The organism is Roseateles asaccharophilus (assembly GCF_031458115.1).
Lineage (GTDB): Bacteria > Pseudomonadota > Gammaproteobacteria > Burkholderiales > Burkholderiaceae_C > Pelomonas > Pelomonas asaccharophilus_A.
Genome location: NZ_JAVDXV010000009.1, coordinates 55,822 through 70,698, shown reverse-complemented (window position 1 = coordinate 70,698; position 14,877 = coordinate 55,822). Strand labels below are relative to the sequence as shown.

Genomic DNA, 14,877 nt, shown 5'->3' with positions numbered 1-14,877 from the left:
GCGGCAACAGCGCAGTTTTGGAGAAGCGCCGCGGGGGCGGCGTGGCAACACTGGGCTCCTCACTGAAGGAGAACCCATGACCCACCCGATCGCCCCGACGCTGGACCGCTGGATGCGCCAGAGCCACCGCTGGCTGTCCATCGTCTTCACGCTGGCCGTGCTGGCCAACTTCGTGGCCCGCGGGCTGCAGCCCGGCGAGCCGCCCGCCTGGATCACCTACGCGCCGCTGCCGCCGCTGTTCCTGCAGCTGGTCTCGGGCCTGTACCTGTTCGCGCGGCCCTACCTGGGGCGGCGGCCGGCCGGCGCGCGCTGATGTGCCTCGCCTGGCAGCTGGCCCACCTGGGCTTGCATACACGAGAAATCCGACCGCCCGGCAGCGGGATTCACGGCTTGCCTTTGCCGACCACTCCAATAGCATGCTGTGACTTGAGAACCAATGCGCCGCGCCACGCTAACGAGCCGGCCAAGGAGACAGAGTCATGGACCTGGGAACCTGGATGCGCGGCTTCACGATCCGCACCCGCATGCATGGCGCGATCGCGCTGGTGCTGTTGATGTTTGCCGCGCTGGGCCTGACGGGCCTGGCCGGCGGCCGGCAGCTGATAGCGCTGAACAACGACGTGACGACGCATGCCATCGATGACCTGCGACACCTGGCCGCCATCCGCCAGGGCCTGGCCGACGTGCGGCTGGAAGAGAAGGAAATGGTCATCAACTACGAGGACACCGAGCAGGTCAAGCAGCTGCGCCAGCGCTGGAACGCCGCGGCCGGCCGGCTGGAGAAGTCTTTGCAGGGCCTGCAGGCCACCAACCAGCCCGACAACCAGGCTGCGGCGACCGAGTCGTTGAAGTTCCTGCAGGACTACCGCAGCGGCGCGCAGGGCGTGCTGAACCAGATCGAGGCCGGCGGCTTCGACACGGCCAAGGTGGCCGACCGCATGCTGAACCGGCCCAAGGCGGCGATGCGCGAGATCGAACAGCGCGTGGACCGCGTGGGCGGCCTCATCGACCAGCAGGCCAAGGACGCGCAGGCCGAGTTCGGCGCCGAGATCGCGCGCATAGGCTGGCGCTCGCTGGCCGTGCTGGTGCTGGTCATGGTGCTGGTGGTGCCGCTGACGCTGATCAACTCCGCCACCATCACCAGCCCCATGCGCTATGCCGGCACGGTGGCGCAGTCCATCGCCGGCGGTGACCTGGACAACGCGATCCGCGTGGAGGGGCGCGACGAGGCTTCCGAGCTGCTGCGGGCGCTGGATGCCATGCAGTCCAGCCTGCGCGACCTGGTGCGCCAGGTGAAGACGTCGGCGCACAGCATCGAGACGGCCAGCAGCGAGGTGGCCTCGGGCAACCAGGACCTGAGCCAGCGCACCGAACAGGCCGCGTCCAGCCTGCAGCAGACCACCAGCTCGATGGAAGACCTGACCAGCGGTGTGCGCCACGGCGCCGACGCGGCCGGCAAGGCGCGCCAGCTGGCCGAGGGCGCGGCCCAGGTGGCGCGGCGCGGCGGCCAGGAGGTGTCGGAGGTGGTGGCGACGATGGACCAGATCAACGACAGCTCGCGCCGCATCGCCGACATCGTGGGCCTGATCGACAGCATCGCGTTCCAGACCAATATCCTGGCGCTGAACGCCGCCGTGGAAGCGGCGCGGGCCGGCGAGCAGGGGCGCGGCTTCGCGGTCGTCGCCAGCGAGGTGCGGGCGCTGGCGCAGCGTTCGGCCGGCGCCGCGCGCGAGATCAAGACGCTGATCGGCACCAGCGTCGAGCGGGCCGAGGCCGGCGCGCGGCTGGTGCAGCACGCGGGGCTGACGATGCAGGAGATCGTCGACAACGTGCAGAAGGTCAGCGACATGATCGGCGAGGTGGCCACCGGTGCGGCCGACCAGAGCGCGCGCATCGTGCAGATCAATGGCACCGTCACGCAGCTGGACCACATGACGCAGCAGAACGCCGCGCTGGTGGAAGAGTCCGCCGCGGCCGCCGACAGCCTGCGCCAGCAGACGCAACTGTTGGCGGGTGCCGTCGCGCAGTTCCGCATCGACGGGCGCGCTTAGAATGCTGCCATAGCGCCGATTTGTTCCGGATTGCGGGCGCTCTATAAATGCCGCTAAACAGGACGCTCTGACCAACCGGCGTCCAGCAAGTGGCGCCGGTTTTGTCTTTTCTGGAGTGGGCCATGACGGGCCGTAGCGTCGGCGATGTATCGCCGCAGAGTTTTCATTTCGACGAACCGCTGCCGCTGCGCAGTGGCGCCAGTCTGGCGGCCTACGACCTGATGGTCGAGACCTACGGCCAGCTGAACGCCGAGCGCAGCAACGCGGTGCTGGTCTGCCATGCGCTGAACGCCAGTCACCACGTGGCCGGCACTTACGCGGGCCAGGCCAAGAGCGAGGGCTGGTGGGACAACCTCATCGGCCCGGGCAAGGCGCTGGACACCGACAAGTTCTTCGTCATCGGCGTCAACAACCTGGGTTCCTGCTTCGGTTCCACCGGCCCCATGCATGTGAACCCGGCGACCGGCCGCGCCTGGGGCGCGGACTTCCCCGTCGTCACCGTGCAGGACTGGGTGGACGCGCAGGCCCGCGTCGTCGAACGCTTCGGCATCCTGAAGCTGGCGGCGGTGCTGGGCGGCTCGCTGGGCGGCATGCAGGCGCTGGACTGGGCGCTGCGCTACCCGGAGCGCGTGGCGCACTGCATCGCGATCGCGACGGCGCCCAACCTGTCGGCGCAGAACATCGCATTCAACGAAGTCGCGCGCCGCGCCATCGTGACCGACCCCGACTTCCACGGCGGCCACTTCTACGCGCACGGCGTGGTGCCCAAGCGCGGCCTGCGCGTGGCGCGCATGATCGGCCACATCACCTACCTGAGCGACGACTCCATGGCCGAAAAGTTCGGCCGCGAGCTGAAGACCGGCGCTTTGGGCTACTCCACGCAGGACATCGAGTTCCAGATCGAGAGCTACCTGCGCTACCAGGGCGACAAGTTCAGCGACTACTTCGACGCCAACACCTACCTGCTGATCACGCGCGCGCTGGACTACTTCGACCCGGCCGCCGAGCATGGCGGCGACCTGAGCCGCGCGTTCGCGTCGGCGCGGGCCAAGTTCCTCATCGCCAGCTTCACGACCGACTGGCGCTTCTCGCCGGACCGCTCGCGCGAGATCGTCAAGGCGCTGCTGGACAACCGGCTGGATGTGTCTTATGCGGAGATCGATGCGCCGCACGGCCACGACGCCTTCCTGCTGGACGACCCGCGCTATCACGGCGTGCTGGGCGCCTACTTCGAGCGCATCGCCGGCAACCTGAGTCCTGCGGCACGGCCCCTGCAGATCAAGGGGGTGGCCGTATGAGCTTCGATCCCGCCATTGCAGCCCTCGTTCCGGCCGGCTCGCGCGTGCTGGACCTGGGCTGCGGCACCGGCGAACTGCTGGAGCACCTCATCAAGCACAAGGGCTGCACCGGCTACGGCGTGGAGCTGGATGACACCAACCTGCTGGCCTGCGTGAAGCGCGGCGTCAACGTCATCCAGCGCAATCTCGAAGAAGGCCTGTCCATCTTCGAGGACCAGAGCTTCGACGTCGTGCTGCAGCTGGAGACGCTGCAGCATCTGCGCAATGCCGAGCAGATGCTGAAGGAGACGGCGCGCGTGGGCAAGCTGGGCATCGTCAGCTTCCCCAACTTCGCGCACTGGCGCAATCGCCTGCAGGTGCTGGCCGGCCGCATGCCGGTCACCAAGGCCTTGCCCTACCAGTGGTACGACACGCCCAACATCCGCGTCGGCACGTTTGCAGACTTCGGCGTGCTGGCGCGCAAGAACCGCCTGAACATCCTCGACAGCTTCGGCCTGCAGGACGGTGAGGTGGTGCGCAGGCTGCCCAACCTGATGGCCAGCGTGGCGGTGTTCAAGTTCAAAACTGAGTAGGCTGTTGCGCGGGCCGAGCGCCGGGCCGCTCCCAAGCCGGCCCGTCTTCGGCGATGTGCTTGCGGCTCGATGCCGCAAGCATCGCCGTCCCCTCGGGGGCTGAGGCCGGACACAGGGCGTCCAGTGGACGGCCTGTGCCTGCCGAAGCTCTGCGGCCACGGGCCGCAGAGCGGTCCCGATCAGGCTCACCGGCGTTCAGCCGGCGTGAGACTGAGCGAGGGGTCAATTTTTTCTGATGATGTGGCCGTCATCGGTGCGCTCGTCGTCCTTGAACACACCTTCCCAGCGGTCGCCGGTGGGCCAGTGGAAGACGCCGGCGCCGTGCTTCAGCCCGCGTGACCAGGCGCCCTCGTAGCGTTCGCCGCTCTTCCACGCGTACTTGCCTTCGCCGTGCGCCTTGCCGGCCTCGAACTGGCCTTCGTAGACGTCGCCGCCCGGAAAGACCATGCGGCCGCGCCCTTGCGGCAGGCCGGCTGCCAGCTGGCCCTCGTACTGGTTGCCGTTGGCGAAGCGCATCTTGCCCTGGCCCTGCGGCTTGTCCTGCACCCAGTCGCCCTCGTAGCGCTGGCCGCTCATCCACACGTAGCTGCCCTTGCCATGCGGCAGGCCCTGGCGGATCTGGCCCGTGTAGACGTCGCCCGACGCGTAGGTCAGCTTGCCTTCGCCCTCGGGCTGGCCGTCCACCAGCGTGCCGTCGAAGTGGTTGCCGTTGGCGAACGCCATCTGCCCGCGGCCGGTGGCGCGGTCGTTGACCCATTCGCCCTTGTAGCGCTGGCCGGTGGCCCAGCGGATCTCGCCCACGCCCTGGCGCACGCTGCGCTGCAGCGGGCCTTCGTAGACATCGCCGTTCTTCCACTCCACGCGGCCGGTGCCGCTGACCGTGTCGTCGTCGTTGCGCACGAACTGGCCCACGTAGCGCGTGTCGCCGGCGCTGCGGTCGAACAGCTTGGGCTCGGGCGCCGGTGCGGGCGCGCTGGGCAGCGGCACGACGGGCGTGGCGGCGGCCTGGCGCAGCGGTGCGGTGGCTGCTGCGGGCGCGGTGGTGGGCGCCGCGGCGGGAGTGGCTGCGGCCGGCTTGGGTGCCGCGGCGGTGACGGTGGGTGGGGCAGGCCGCGGCGTCGGCGTCGTTCCGGGCAGCGGCGTGGCCACCCACGGCGTGCCGCGCTCGCGGGCCAGCGCCTGCGCGTTGTTCTGCGCCAGCTCCTGCGCGCTGCCCTTGCAGACGCCGGCGGTCTCGCGCCACAGTGTCTCGGCGATCTGGCTCTGCTGCTGGCGCTGATCCAGCGGCAGCGCGGCGGCGCTGTTGCGCAGCTTGGTGGAAAAGTCGCGGGCGCGGTCGAAGGGCGGGGCGCAGAACTCGGCGTTATGGCCGTCGATCTCGCTCTGTTCACGACGGCGCTGGGCGGTCTGCTGCTGGCTGCCGGTGCACTGCTCCACGGCCAGGTCCCACATGCCTTCGGCCTTGCGGTAGAGGCTGGCGGCCTCGGGGAAACGGCGCTCGCCGAAGGCCGCGCGCGCCAGCTCCTGCAGCGCGGCGGCGTCGCGGTGGGCGTTCTCGCACTGGCTGCCGGCCTGCAGCTTCTCGGCCAGCGCGTCATGCGCCTTCTGGCTGTCGGCCAGGTTGCGGTGGGCGCGTTCGCGCGCGCGGCCGTCGCAGGCGGCGATGGCCGCGCCCCATTGCGCCACCGCCTCGTCGTAAAGCCTGACCTGGACCTGCAGCGGCTGGTTCTGCGACTGCGCGGTCGCGGCCTTCAGGTCGGCCGACAGCGCGCGGCTGGTCAGCTGCGCGCAGCTGGGCGGCGGCGGGCTGGGCGCAGCTTGCGGCTCGGACGCCGCAGGCGCGGGTGCCGAGGCCGGCGCGTCGGGCGGCGTCTGGGCCGTGGCCGTGGTCGCGGCGGTCAGCAGCAGGGCGGCGACGAGTTTCATTTCCGGCGCGTGCCTGTTTCGGTGGGCATCTCCAGCATCGCATCGACCAGCCCGCGCGAGAAGCGGCCGGCGCCGGGGTCGTCGGGGCTGTCGAACGAGAAACTGGCCTGCGCCGACGCCAGCGGCATCGCGCCGATGGCGGCCACCAGCGTGTCGGCGCGGTAGCCGCCCAGGATGGCCGTCACCTCGGCCTCGAAGCCGCGCGCCGCGGCCACCTTGTTCAGCGCGGCCAGCCGGTCGGCGTCGAACAGCAGCGCGTTGCTGGCCAGGCTGCGCTGCAGCAGCTTCTGGTGCAGCGTGAAGCCGGCCAGCGGCGGCGCGCCCAGGGCGGCCATGCGCGTGAACGCCCAGGCATCGGCGCGCTCGAAGGCGGTGGCGGCGATGCGCGAGATGCCGCCCAGCGAGCCGCGGTTGGCGGCCGCGGCCTGCATGACGTTGAGCACCTGTTGGCGGGTCAGCTGCTGGGCGGCGTCCATCAGGCCGTCGCGCAGCTTCTGCGTGGCGAGAGCCCGGCCCTGCTCGATGAGCTGGTTCTTCAGGAACTCGCTGGCCGCGTTGGCGGCGGCGCTCTTGGCCGCCGACAGCGCCGCGTCCGCCGCCAGCGCGGCGGCCTTCACGCCCGAGGCCAGCGTGGCCAGGTTGTAGAGCGTGCCGGCGATCTTGACCGCGTAGTGATAGGTCTTCATGCGCGCGCCGCCCTCTTCGGACAACCCTTGCGTCCACAGCACCAGCCACAGCGCCTCGTCGGGCGTGGGCTCGGCCTGCGTGAGCTCCAGCGGGTGCAGGCTCAGCAGCCAGTGGTAGTCCTGCAGCTGCGGCGTGTTGGGCGGCGCGAAGCGCGTGTAGCCGCGGCAGACCTCGAAGGGCTTGATCGGCACCGCCTGGCCGGTGACCGTGACTATGGTGAAGGGCTTGCCGGCATCGCGCGCCTCGGCCAGCCACTCCAGCAGGCGCTCGCCGTCGTCGCTGGTCTGGCCGGCGATGTGGTTGAGCCGCGTGCCCGGCGCCAGCGGTGAATCGGCCGTGGCGGCGATGACGGTGAGCCGCTCGTCCACCTGCAGCGCGCGGGCCCAGGCGACGCGGTCGTCGGCGCTCCAGCCGGCGCTGGTGGCCACGGCGAAGGGCAGCTCCCACTGCTTGTCGCAGTCCTTGTCCTTCAAGGCCGCGCTGCGGGCGATGGCGGGGCGGATCAGCCGCTCGCCCGCGCCATAGGCGCGCATGCCGGCCAGCAGCGTCTCGTCGACCTTGCGGCCGTCGTCGACGGTGAACTTGGGGCCGGACGCGCAGCCGGTCAGCAGCACGAGCAGGGCGAGCAGCAGCAGGCGGGTCATTTGGCGCCGAGCCTAAGCGGTCACCGCGACAGGCGTCGCCGGTAGTTGTACGGAGCCCTGTGGAGCAATTCCCGCCGGCCTAAACTGCTTGTTCGCGCCACAAGCGCCAGGAGTACGCCATGAACGCACGAGACCCCCACCTGCCCCTGCAAGCCGACGAGGCGACCGCGCTCGGGACCTTTGCCGAACGCGTCTGGGACGAGGAAATCGTCCCCGCGCTGACCGACTACATCGCCATCCCGGCCAAGAGCCCCATGTTCGACGCCGACTGGGCGGCCAACGGCCACATCGACAAGGTGCTGACCCAGGCCGCTGCCTGGGTGGAGAGCAAAAAGGTCGCCGGGCTGAAGCTGGAGGTCATCCGCATCCCGGGTCGCACGCCGGTCATCTTCTTCGAGGTGCCGTCCACCAAGCCGGGTTCAGACGACACCGTGGTGCTGTACGGCCACCTGGACAAGCAGCCCGAGTTCAGCGGCTGGCGCAGCGACCTGGGCCCGTGGACGCCCAAGTACGAGAACGGCCTGCTGTACGGCCGCGGCGGCGCGGACGACGGCTACGCGGTCTACGCGTCGCTGACGGCCATCATGGCGCTGGACAAGCAGGGCATCCCGCGCCCGCGCTGCGTGGGCCTGATCGAGACCTGCGAGGAGAGCGGCTCTTTCGACCTGCCGGCGTATCTCGACGTGCTGAAGACCCGTCTGGGCAATGTGTCGCTGGTGGTCTGCCTGGACTCCGGCGCCGGCAACTACGACCAGCTGTGGCTGACCACCTCGCTGCGCGGCATGGTGTCCGGCGTGCTGAAGGTGGAGGTGCTGACCGAGGGCATCCACAGCGGCGACGCATCGGGCGCCGTGCCGTCGAGCTTCCGCATCCTGCGTCATGTGCTGGACCGGCTGGAAGACAGCAAGACCGGCCGGCTGCTGCCGGAGAGCTTCCACTGCGAGATCCCCGGCGCGCGGCTGGAGCAGGCGCAGGCGACGGCTGCCATCCTGAAGGAAGAGGTCTACAAGCGCATGCCCTGGGCCTGCGGCGCGGACGGCGGCCCGGTGCTGCCGGTGACCAGCGACCCGGTCGAGGTGCTGCTGAACCGCACCTGGCGGCCGACGCTGTCGGTGGTCGGCGCCGACGGCTTCCCGGAGCTGAAGAACGCCGGCAACGTGCTGCGGCCGTACACGGCCTTCAAGCTGTCGCTGCGCCTGCCGCCGCTGGTGGACGGCAATGAGGCCGCGCTGAGGCTGAAGACGCTGCTGGAAGACAACGCCCCATACAACGCCAAGGTCACGTTCACGCCGGATGGCCGTGCCGGCGCCTACGGGGCGACCGGCTGGAACACGCCGGACCTGTCGCCGTGGCTCAGCCAGGCGCTGAACGATGCCAGCCAGGCGCATTTCGGCGCGCCGGTGGGCTATATCGGCCAGGGCGGCACGATTCCGCTGATGAGCATGCTGCAGAAGGGCTTCCCCAAGGCGCAGATGATGGTCTGCGGCGTGCTGGGGCCCAAGAGCAATGCGCATGGGCCCAACGAGTTCCTGCATGTGCCGTACGGCAAGCGATTGACCGCTGCGGTCGCGCAAGTCATGGCCGCGCACCCGTAACGGATGGACCAGCTCCGCGCCATCAAGGTTTTCGTCCGAGTCATCGACGAGGGCAGTTTTGCCGGTGCGGCGCGCGCGCTGGATCTGGCGCCCGCCGTCGTCACGCGGCTGGTGGCCGAGCTGGAAGATCACCTCGGCACCCGGCTGCTGAACCGCACCACGCGGCGACTGTCGCTGACCGAGATCGGCGAGGCCTATCTGGAGCGGGCGCGGCGCATCCTGGCCGACGTGGACGAGGCCGCCGCGTTGGCGGCGTCGGCCACGCAGGAGGTGCGCGGCCTGCTGCGCGTGTTGTGCCCGCCGGCCATTGCCGTGCATCAGTTGGCCAAGCACCTGCCGCGCTTTCACCGCGAGTACCCGGCGGTGACGCTGGAGATCACGTCGCCGGGGCCGGTCGACACGGTGGACGATGGCTACGACCTGACCATCTTCCTGTCACGCGAGGCGCTGGATGGCGACTTCATCGCCCGTCGCCTGGCGCGCAGCGAGTTCATCCTGTGCGCGTCGCCAGACTACCTGGACCGGCGCGGCCGGCCCCAGCACCCCAGCGATTTGAAACAGCACGATGCGCTGATCCCGCCCACGCCGTCGCTGATGCGCGGCCTGACGCTGCAAAGCGGCGACGGCACCGAGGAGATCACGCTGCCAATGTCGCCCAACCGCGCGACGCTGTCGACGACGCACATGGACACCAACTACGCCGCCGCGCTGCATGGCCTGGGCATTGCCGGCCTGCCGAGCTTCGTCGTGGAGGATGCGCTGCTGGAGCAGGCGCTGGAGCGGATCATGCCCCAGTGGCGGCTCTTCGGCACCACGCTGTGGGCGGGCATGCCCACGCGCAAGTACGTGCCGGCACGCACGCGTGCCTTCCTGGACTTCCTGCTGGAGATCTTCGGCGGCGAGGACCGCGACCCCTGGCTGGTGGCTGCAGGCTGTGCGACCTGTCCCTGATCAGCGCAGGCTGAAGCCGAGCTGGAAGAACTCCGGGAAGCGTGCCTCCATGGCCCGCTTCAGCGGCCCGAACGCCACATAGCGGCTGGCCGTCTTGGCGATGTAGGCCAGCAGCCGGCGCTCCTCGGCATGGCCCTGGCCCAGCAGCACCAGGTGCCAGCGCAGCGCGCTCCATTCCAGCTCACGCCAGTATTCGCCGAAGTCGGCGGCCAGCTCCTCATCCAAGTGGCCTGCGGCGCGGCAGCCTTCCCAATGGCGCACGGCCCAGTCGATCTCCTGGGGCTCGTCCCAGGCCAGCTCGGGTGGGCGCAGCAGTGCGGCCAGCGCGTCGGTCACGCTGCCCTGCGGCGCGTCGGCGACGAGACGCTGCAACACGGCGTCCAGTCCTTGCTGGGCAATGCGGGCGAGGCCGGCGCGCAGCGGCACCGCATCGACCGGCACCCGCACGGGCGGCTGGGTGCGCAGGGCGGCGCAGGCGTCGCGCATCAAGGCATCGGCCCGGGCCGGTTCGGCGCGCAGTGCGGCAATCAGTTCGTCATTCGGGGGAGTCATCGCAAAAGCCCTCGTGGATAATGAAATTCTAAGAAGCCGGCCCCGGCAATCCCCCCTGACTTCGAGGCCCCGCCGCCCGTCCTGCCGTCCGTGCCGCGCTCGTTCCGACTCCCCCGCCCCTCGCTGCTGTCCGCCCTGATCGCCCTGGGCTTTGGCGCCGGTGCGCCGGTGTGGGCGCAGCAGGCGCCGGCCAGCGATGGCGTCGCGCTGAAGAACAGCCGCGTGCTGGGCGCGCCCACGCGCACCGGCGGCAAGGCGGCGCTGGCCATCAGCGCCGGCAAGATCACCGCGCAGGCCGACCAACAGGCCGAGGCGACGGACGCGGTGGAGCTGCGCTACGGCGAGGTGCTGCTGAATGCCGACCAGCTGAACTACCGCGTGGTGGACGACTTCGCGCGCGCCGAGGGCAACGTCCGCGTGCATCACAAGGGCAACGTCTTCACCGGGCCGCTGCTGCAGATGTATGTGGACCGCTTCGAAGGCGAGTTTCTGACGCCCAGCTTCTTCCTCGCCGCGACCGGCGGCGCCGGCAAGGCCAAGGTCGTGCGCTTCCATGACAGCGAGCACCTGAGCGCCACCGCCGCCAGCTACAGCAGTTGCCCCGCGGTCGAGAACCAGGAGCCGGCCTGGCAGATTTCGGCCAAGGAGCTGCGCCTGGACCTGGCCGGCAACGAGGGTCAGGCCGAGGGCGCGGTGCTGCGCTTCCTGGGCGTCCCGCTGCTGGCGGCGCCGGCGCTGAGCTTCCCGCTGAGTTCGGCGCGCAAGTCGGGCTGGCTGCCGCCCAACATCTTCCTGGACAACCGCAGCGGCTTCGAGTTCGGCGTGCCGTACTACTGGAACATCGCGCCGCAGCGCGATGCGACGGTCACACCCTTCGTCATGACCAAGCGCGGCGTGGGCGTGGACAGCGAGTTCCGCTACCTGGAGCCGGGCCACGCCGGCCGTATCAACCTGGACCTGCTGCCCGGCGACCGCGTGTTCGGCCGCTCGCGCTGGGGCCTGAAGCTGGACAACGACGGCCGCCTGGGCGACTGGCGTTACAAGCTGAACAGCGAGCGCGTGTCCGACGACGACTACTGGAAGGACTTGTCGCGCCGCGTCGAGAGCCAGACGCCGCGCCTGCTGGCCAACGATTTCAGCCTGCACCGCCAGCGCGAGCTGTCCTGGGGCGTCATCGACAGCTACGCCCGCGTGCAGCGCTGGCAGACGCTGCAGGGCACGGATGCGGAGGCGCAATTCGTTTCGCCCTACCAGCGCAGCCCGCAGGTGGGCGTGCGCGTGACGACGGCGGCCGACGAGGCCGTGCTGGACAGCTTCCGCCCCTGGGGCCGCAAGGCACGCCTGGAGGGCAGCCTGGAGCTGGAATACAACCGCTTCGACCTGCCCGTTTCCGCGCTGCCGCGCCAGGCGCGCGGCGGCCAGCGCGTGCATGCACTGGGCCATGTGGCCGCGCCGCTGGGCGGCGAGGCCTGGTGGTTCATCCCGCGCCTGTCGGTCAACGCGGCGGCCTACGACCTGGACCGCCCGCTGGACGACGGCCGCCGGCGCCTCAGCCGCGTGATCCCGTCGCTGAGCATCGACCACGGTTGGGTGTTCGAACGCGACACCAAGCTGTTCGGCCGAGCGATGCGCCAGAGCCTGGAGCCGCGGCTGCTGTACGTGAACACGCCGTACCGCGATCAGCTCAGCCTGCCCAACTTCGACGCGGCGCCCAAGGACTTCAATTTCGACTCCATCTACACCGACAACCAGTTCTCGGGCGTGGACCGGGTGTCGGACCAGCATGCGCTGAGCTTTGGCGCCACCAGCCGCTGGATCAGCGCTCGCCAAGGCGAGGAAATCCTGCGCGTGGGCGCCGTGCAGCGCGTGCTGTTCCGCGACCAGCGCATCACGCCGGACGGTCAGCCCGTCACGCAGCGCTTCTCCGACCTGCTGCTGGCCGCCGCCGCGCATCTGGACGAACGCTGGTGGGCCGAGACCACGCTGGAGCTGAACCCCGAGACGCACCGCTTCGAGCGCTCGGTCGTGCGGGCGCGCTACTCGCCGGGCGCCTACAAGACCGTCAGCGTGGCCTACCGGCTGGCGCGGGCGCAGAGCGAGCAGGTCGAGTTCGCGTGGCAATGGCCCATCTACGGCACCCCCGTCACGCAGCGCGGCGCCAACAGCCAGAGCTGCGGCGGCGCCTGGTACAGCGCTGGTCGCGTGCAGTACTCGCTGCGCGACAAGCGGCTGACCGATTCCGTGGCCGGCTTCGAGTACGACGCCGGCTGCTGGCTGCTGCGCTTCGGGCTGGAGCGGCTGTCCACCGGCCGCGCCGAAACCAACACCCGATTCATGCTGCAACTGGAGCTGGTGGGTCTCAGTCAGCTTGGCTCCAATGCCCTGAAGGTCTTGAAGGACAATGTGCCCGGTTACCGCAGGCTGAGCGCCGACCGCTCGGCGAGTTCAGATTTCCAACCATGATCCATCGCCTCGCTCCACTTGTTCTGGCCCTGGCCGCTTTTTCCGCCTCGGCCCAGACGTCCACGCTGCAGGCGGGGGACTACATCGCCGCCGTCGTCAACCAGGACGTCGTCGCCGCCAGCGAGGTCGTCCAGCGCACCGAGCGGCTGCGCCAGGAGGCCCGCCAGAAGGGCGAGGTCATGCCCGAGACGGCCGGGCTGCGCAAGCAGGCGCTGGAGGCGTTGATCGAGGAGCGCGTCCAGGTCACCCATGCGCGCGACATCGGCCAGCGTGTCGATGAGCCCGAACTGGACCGCGTGGTGGCCAACGTCGCCGCGCAGAACAAGCTGACGATGGCCCAGCTGCTGGAGCGCCTGAAGCAGGACGGCACCGACTACAAGAGCTTCCGCGAGAACCTGCGCGACCAGATGATGACCGAGCGCGTGCGCGAGCGCGAAGTGCAGGGCCGCATCAAGATCACCGACGCCGAGATCGACGCCTGGCTGGACAAGCGCCGCGCCGCGCTGGAGCAGGGCGGGCAGATCAACCTGGCCCAGGTGCTGGTGAGCGTGCCTGACGGTGCCGCCGCCGCGGTCGTCGCCGAGCGCAGCGCCAAGGCCGAGGAGGCGCTGGCTCGCATCAAGGGCGGCGAGGATTTCGGCAAGGTCGCCCGCGAGGTCTCCGAGGACGGCAACAAGGCGCGTGGCGGCGAGATCGGCATGCGTCCCGCCGACCGCCTGCCGGACGTCTTCGTCGGCGCCGTGAAGGACTTGAAGCCCGGCCAGGTCGCGCCGCAGTTGCTGCGCACCGGCGCGGGCTTCCACATCCTGAAGCTGGTCGACCGCCAGGGCGGCGCTTCGCTGACGCAGAGCCTGCAGACGCGCGCCCGCCATATCCTGTTGCGCCCCTCGGCCCAGCTGACCGCCGAGGTGGCCGCCCGCCGCCTGGCCGAAATGAAGCGCCAGATCGAGAGCGGCCAGGCCAAGTTCGAGAACCTGGCCAAGGCCAACTCCGAGGACGGCAGCGCGGAAGCCGGCGGCGACCTGGGCTGGATGGGCGCCGGCGGTTTCGTGCCCGAGTTCGAGGAAGCGATGAACGCGCTGCCGCTGAACGGCATCTCCCAGCCCGTCATGTCGCGCTTCGGCGTGCACCTGATCCAGGTGCTGGAGCGCCGCTCGGTCGAGGTCGAGATGAAGGTGCTGCGCGAGCAGGCCCGTGGCGCGCTGCGCGAGCAGAAGTACGACGAGGCCTACCAGGAGTGGGTCAAGGACCTGCGCGCCAAGGCGTTCGTCGAAGTTCGGGAATGGCTGGATTGAAGTCACACATCCCGCGCAAGCGGTTTGGCCAGCACTTCCTGACCGACAAGGCGCTGATCGACGCCATCGTCGACCTCATCGACCCACAGCCTGGCGAGACGCTGGTCGAGATCGGCCCCGGCCTGGGCGCGATGACGCTGCCGCTGCTGGAGCGCCACAAACCGCTGACCGTCATTGAGCTGGACCGTGACCTGGCCGCGCGGCTGCGCACGCGCGACGACGTCGAAGTCATCGAGAGCGACGTGCTCAAGGTGGACTTCAACGCGTTGTCCGTCGCCAAGGGCGCGAAGCTGCGCGTGGTCGGGAACCTGCCCTACAACATCTCCACGCCCATCCTGTTCCACCTGCTGGATGCCGTGGACGTGGTGGTGGACCAGCACTTCATGCTGCAGAAGGAAGTCGTGGACCGCATGGCTGCGGGACCGGGCGGCAAGGACTACGGCCGCCTCTCGGTGATGCTGCAGTGGCGCTACGACATCGAATCGGTGCTGGACGTGCCGCCCGAGGCCTTCGACCCGCCGCCGCGCGTGGACTCGGCCATCGTGCGCATGCAGCCGCTGAAGACCCCTCCGGCACTGGATCCAGCGCTGCTGGGCGCGCTGGTGACCAGCGCCTTCTCGCAGCGCCGCAAGCTGCTGCGCCACAGCCTGGGCCACTGGCTGGCCGAGCGTGGCTACCAGGGCCATTTCGACCTGCAGCGCCGTGCCGAGGAGGTGCCGGTCGACGAGTTCGTCGCGCTGGCGCTGGAAGTGGCGCCGCAGAAATAGAAAACGGGACCCGAGGGTCCCGTTCTTCATCGTGTCGAACGACGGCTTCAGGCCGCGCTCAACCACATGGACGTGT

Annotated in this window: 12 protein-coding genes and 1 riboswitch; of the genes, 9 read left to right on the top strand and 3 right to left on the bottom strand. The window is 69.9% G+C overall.

All coding sequences use genetic code 11. The annotated features are described in order from the left end of the window. Positions 1–76: 76 nt before the first annotated feature. From J2X21_RS21235 to metW, 4 genes are all read left to right on the top strand, one after another. Complete coding sequence (locus J2X21_RS21235) at positions 77–313, top strand: hypothetical protein (protein WP_310331956.1); 237 nt, start codon at positions 77–79, stop codon at positions 311–313. Positions 314–479: 166 nt separating this feature from the next. Continuing rightward, a complete protein-coding gene (locus tag J2X21_RS21230; RefSeq protein ID WP_310331954.1) occupies positions 480–2,051 on the top strand; it encodes a methyl-accepting chemotaxis protein in 1,572 nt (523 codons plus the stop codon). Positions 2,052–2,053: 2 nt separating this feature from the next. Beyond that, a riboswitch (SAM riboswitch) is annotated at positions 2,054–2,129 on the top strand. 44 nt (positions 2,130–2,173) lie between these two features. Further along, entirely contained in the window at positions 2,174–3,349 is a 1,176-nt protein-coding gene (metX, locus tag J2X21_RS21225; protein ID WP_310331952.1) for a homoserine O-succinyltransferase MetX, read from the top strand. After that, the gene (gene metW / locus J2X21_RS21220; protein WP_310331950.1) at positions 3,346–3,921 is read left to right on the top strand and encodes a methionine biosynthesis protein MetW; all 576 of its coding nucleotides are present in this window, start codon (positions 3,346–3,348) and stop codon (positions 3,919–3,921) included. The genes metX and metW overlap by 4 nt, the downstream gene beginning before the upstream one ends. Before the next feature lie 222 nt (positions 3,922–4,143). On the opposite strand, the gene J2X21_RS21215 is transcribed toward metW, so the two are convergent. Continuing rightward, complete coding sequence (locus J2X21_RS21215; RefSeq protein WP_310331947.1) at positions 4,144–5,847, bottom strand: MORN repeat-containing protein; 1,704 nt, start codon at positions 5,845–5,847, stop codon at positions 4,144–4,146. Continuing rightward, positions 5,844–7,178, bottom strand: a complete 1,335-nt coding sequence (locus J2X21_RS21210) for a hypothetical protein (RefSeq protein ID WP_310331945.1) — start codon at positions 7,176–7,178, stop codon at positions 5,844–5,846. Before J2X21_RS21210 ends, J2X21_RS21215 begins: the two co-directional genes overlap by 4 nt. A gap of 119 nt (positions 7,179–7,297) precedes the next feature. On the opposite strand from J2X21_RS21210, the gene J2X21_RS21205 reads away from it, so the two are divergent. Beyond that, entirely contained in the window at positions 7,298–8,773 is a 1,476-nt protein-coding gene (locus J2X21_RS21205; RefSeq protein ID WP_310331944.1) for a M20 family metallopeptidase, read from the top strand. A gap of 3 nt (positions 8,774–8,776) precedes the next feature. Next, entirely contained in the window at positions 8,777–9,724 is a 948-nt protein-coding gene (locus tag J2X21_RS21200) for a LysR family transcriptional regulator (protein WP_310331942.1), read from the top strand. Here J2X21_RS21200 and J2X21_RS21195 read toward each other — a convergent pair whose 3' ends face one another. Beyond that, on the bottom strand, positions 9,725–10,276 hold the full coding sequence (locus J2X21_RS21195; RefSeq protein ID WP_310331941.1) for a hypothetical protein: 552 nt from the start codon (positions 10,274–10,276) through the stop codon (positions 9,725–9,727). A gap of 90 nt (positions 10,277–10,366) precedes the next feature. On the opposite strand from J2X21_RS21195, the gene J2X21_RS21190 reads away from it, so the two are divergent. Genes J2X21_RS21190 through rsmA form a run of 3 tightly spaced genes read left to right on the top strand, consistent with a single transcriptional unit; the run spans position 10,367 to position 14,801 of the window. Beyond that, positions 10,367–12,739 (top strand): LPS-assembly protein LptD, encoded by a 2,373-nt coding sequence (locus J2X21_RS21190; protein WP_310331939.1) that lies wholly within the window; start codon positions 10,367–10,369, stop codon positions 12,737–12,739. Next, positions 12,736–14,034: a peptidylprolyl isomerase gene (locus J2X21_RS21185; protein WP_310331938.1), complete on the top strand. Its 1,299-nt coding sequence runs from the start codon at positions 12,736–12,738 to the stop codon at positions 14,032–14,034. The genes J2X21_RS21190 and J2X21_RS21185 overlap by 4 nt, the downstream gene beginning before the upstream one ends. Continuing rightward, on the top strand, positions 14,022–14,801 hold the full coding sequence (gene rsmA, locus J2X21_RS21180; protein WP_404667313.1) for a 16S rRNA (adenine(1518)-N(6)/adenine(1519)-N(6))-dimethyltransferase RsmA: 780 nt from the start codon (positions 14,022–14,024) through the stop codon (positions 14,799–14,801). Before J2X21_RS21185 ends, rsmA begins: the two co-directional genes overlap by 13 nt. Positions 14,802–14,877 lie beyond the last annotated feature (76 nt).

Coding starts and splice junctions, on each gene's coding strand:
- J2X21_RS21235 (WP_310331956.1), top strand. CDS start 77: ATGACCCACCCGATCGCCCCGACGCTGGACCGCTGGATGCGCCAGAGC.
- J2X21_RS21230 (WP_310331954.1), top strand. CDS start 480: ATGGACCTGGGAACCTGGATGCGCGGCTTCACGATCCGCACCCGCATG.
- metX (WP_310331952.1), top strand. CDS start 2,174: ATGACGGGCCGTAGCGTCGGCGATGTATCGCCGCAGAGTTTTCATTTC.
- metW (WP_310331950.1), top strand. CDS start 3,346: ATGAGCTTCGATCCCGCCATTGCAGCCCTCGTTCCGGCCGGCTCGCGC.
- J2X21_RS21215 (WP_310331947.1), bottom strand. CDS start 5,847: ATGAAACTCGTCGCCGCCCTGCTGCTGACCGCCGCGACCACGGCCACG.
- J2X21_RS21210 (WP_310331945.1), bottom strand. CDS start 7,178: ATGACCCGCCTGCTGCTGCTCGCCCTGCTCGTGCTGCTGACCGGCTGC.
- J2X21_RS21205 (WP_310331944.1), top strand. CDS start 7,298: ATGAACGCACGAGACCCCCACCTGCCCCTGCAAGCCGACGAGGCGACC.
- J2X21_RS21200 (WP_310331942.1), top strand. CDS start 8,777: ATGGACCAGCTCCGCGCCATCAAGGTTTTCGTCCGAGTCATCGACGAG.
- J2X21_RS21195 (WP_310331941.1), bottom strand. CDS start 10,276: ATGACTCCCCCGAATGACGAACTGATTGCCGCACTGCGCGCCGAACCG.
- J2X21_RS21185 (WP_310331938.1), top strand. CDS start 12,736: ATGATCCATCGCCTCGCTCCACTTGTTCTGGCCCTGGCCGCTTTTTCC.
- rsmA (WP_404667313.1), top strand. CDS start 14,022: ATGGCTGGATTGAAGTCACACATCCCGCGCAAGCGGTTTGGCCAGCAC.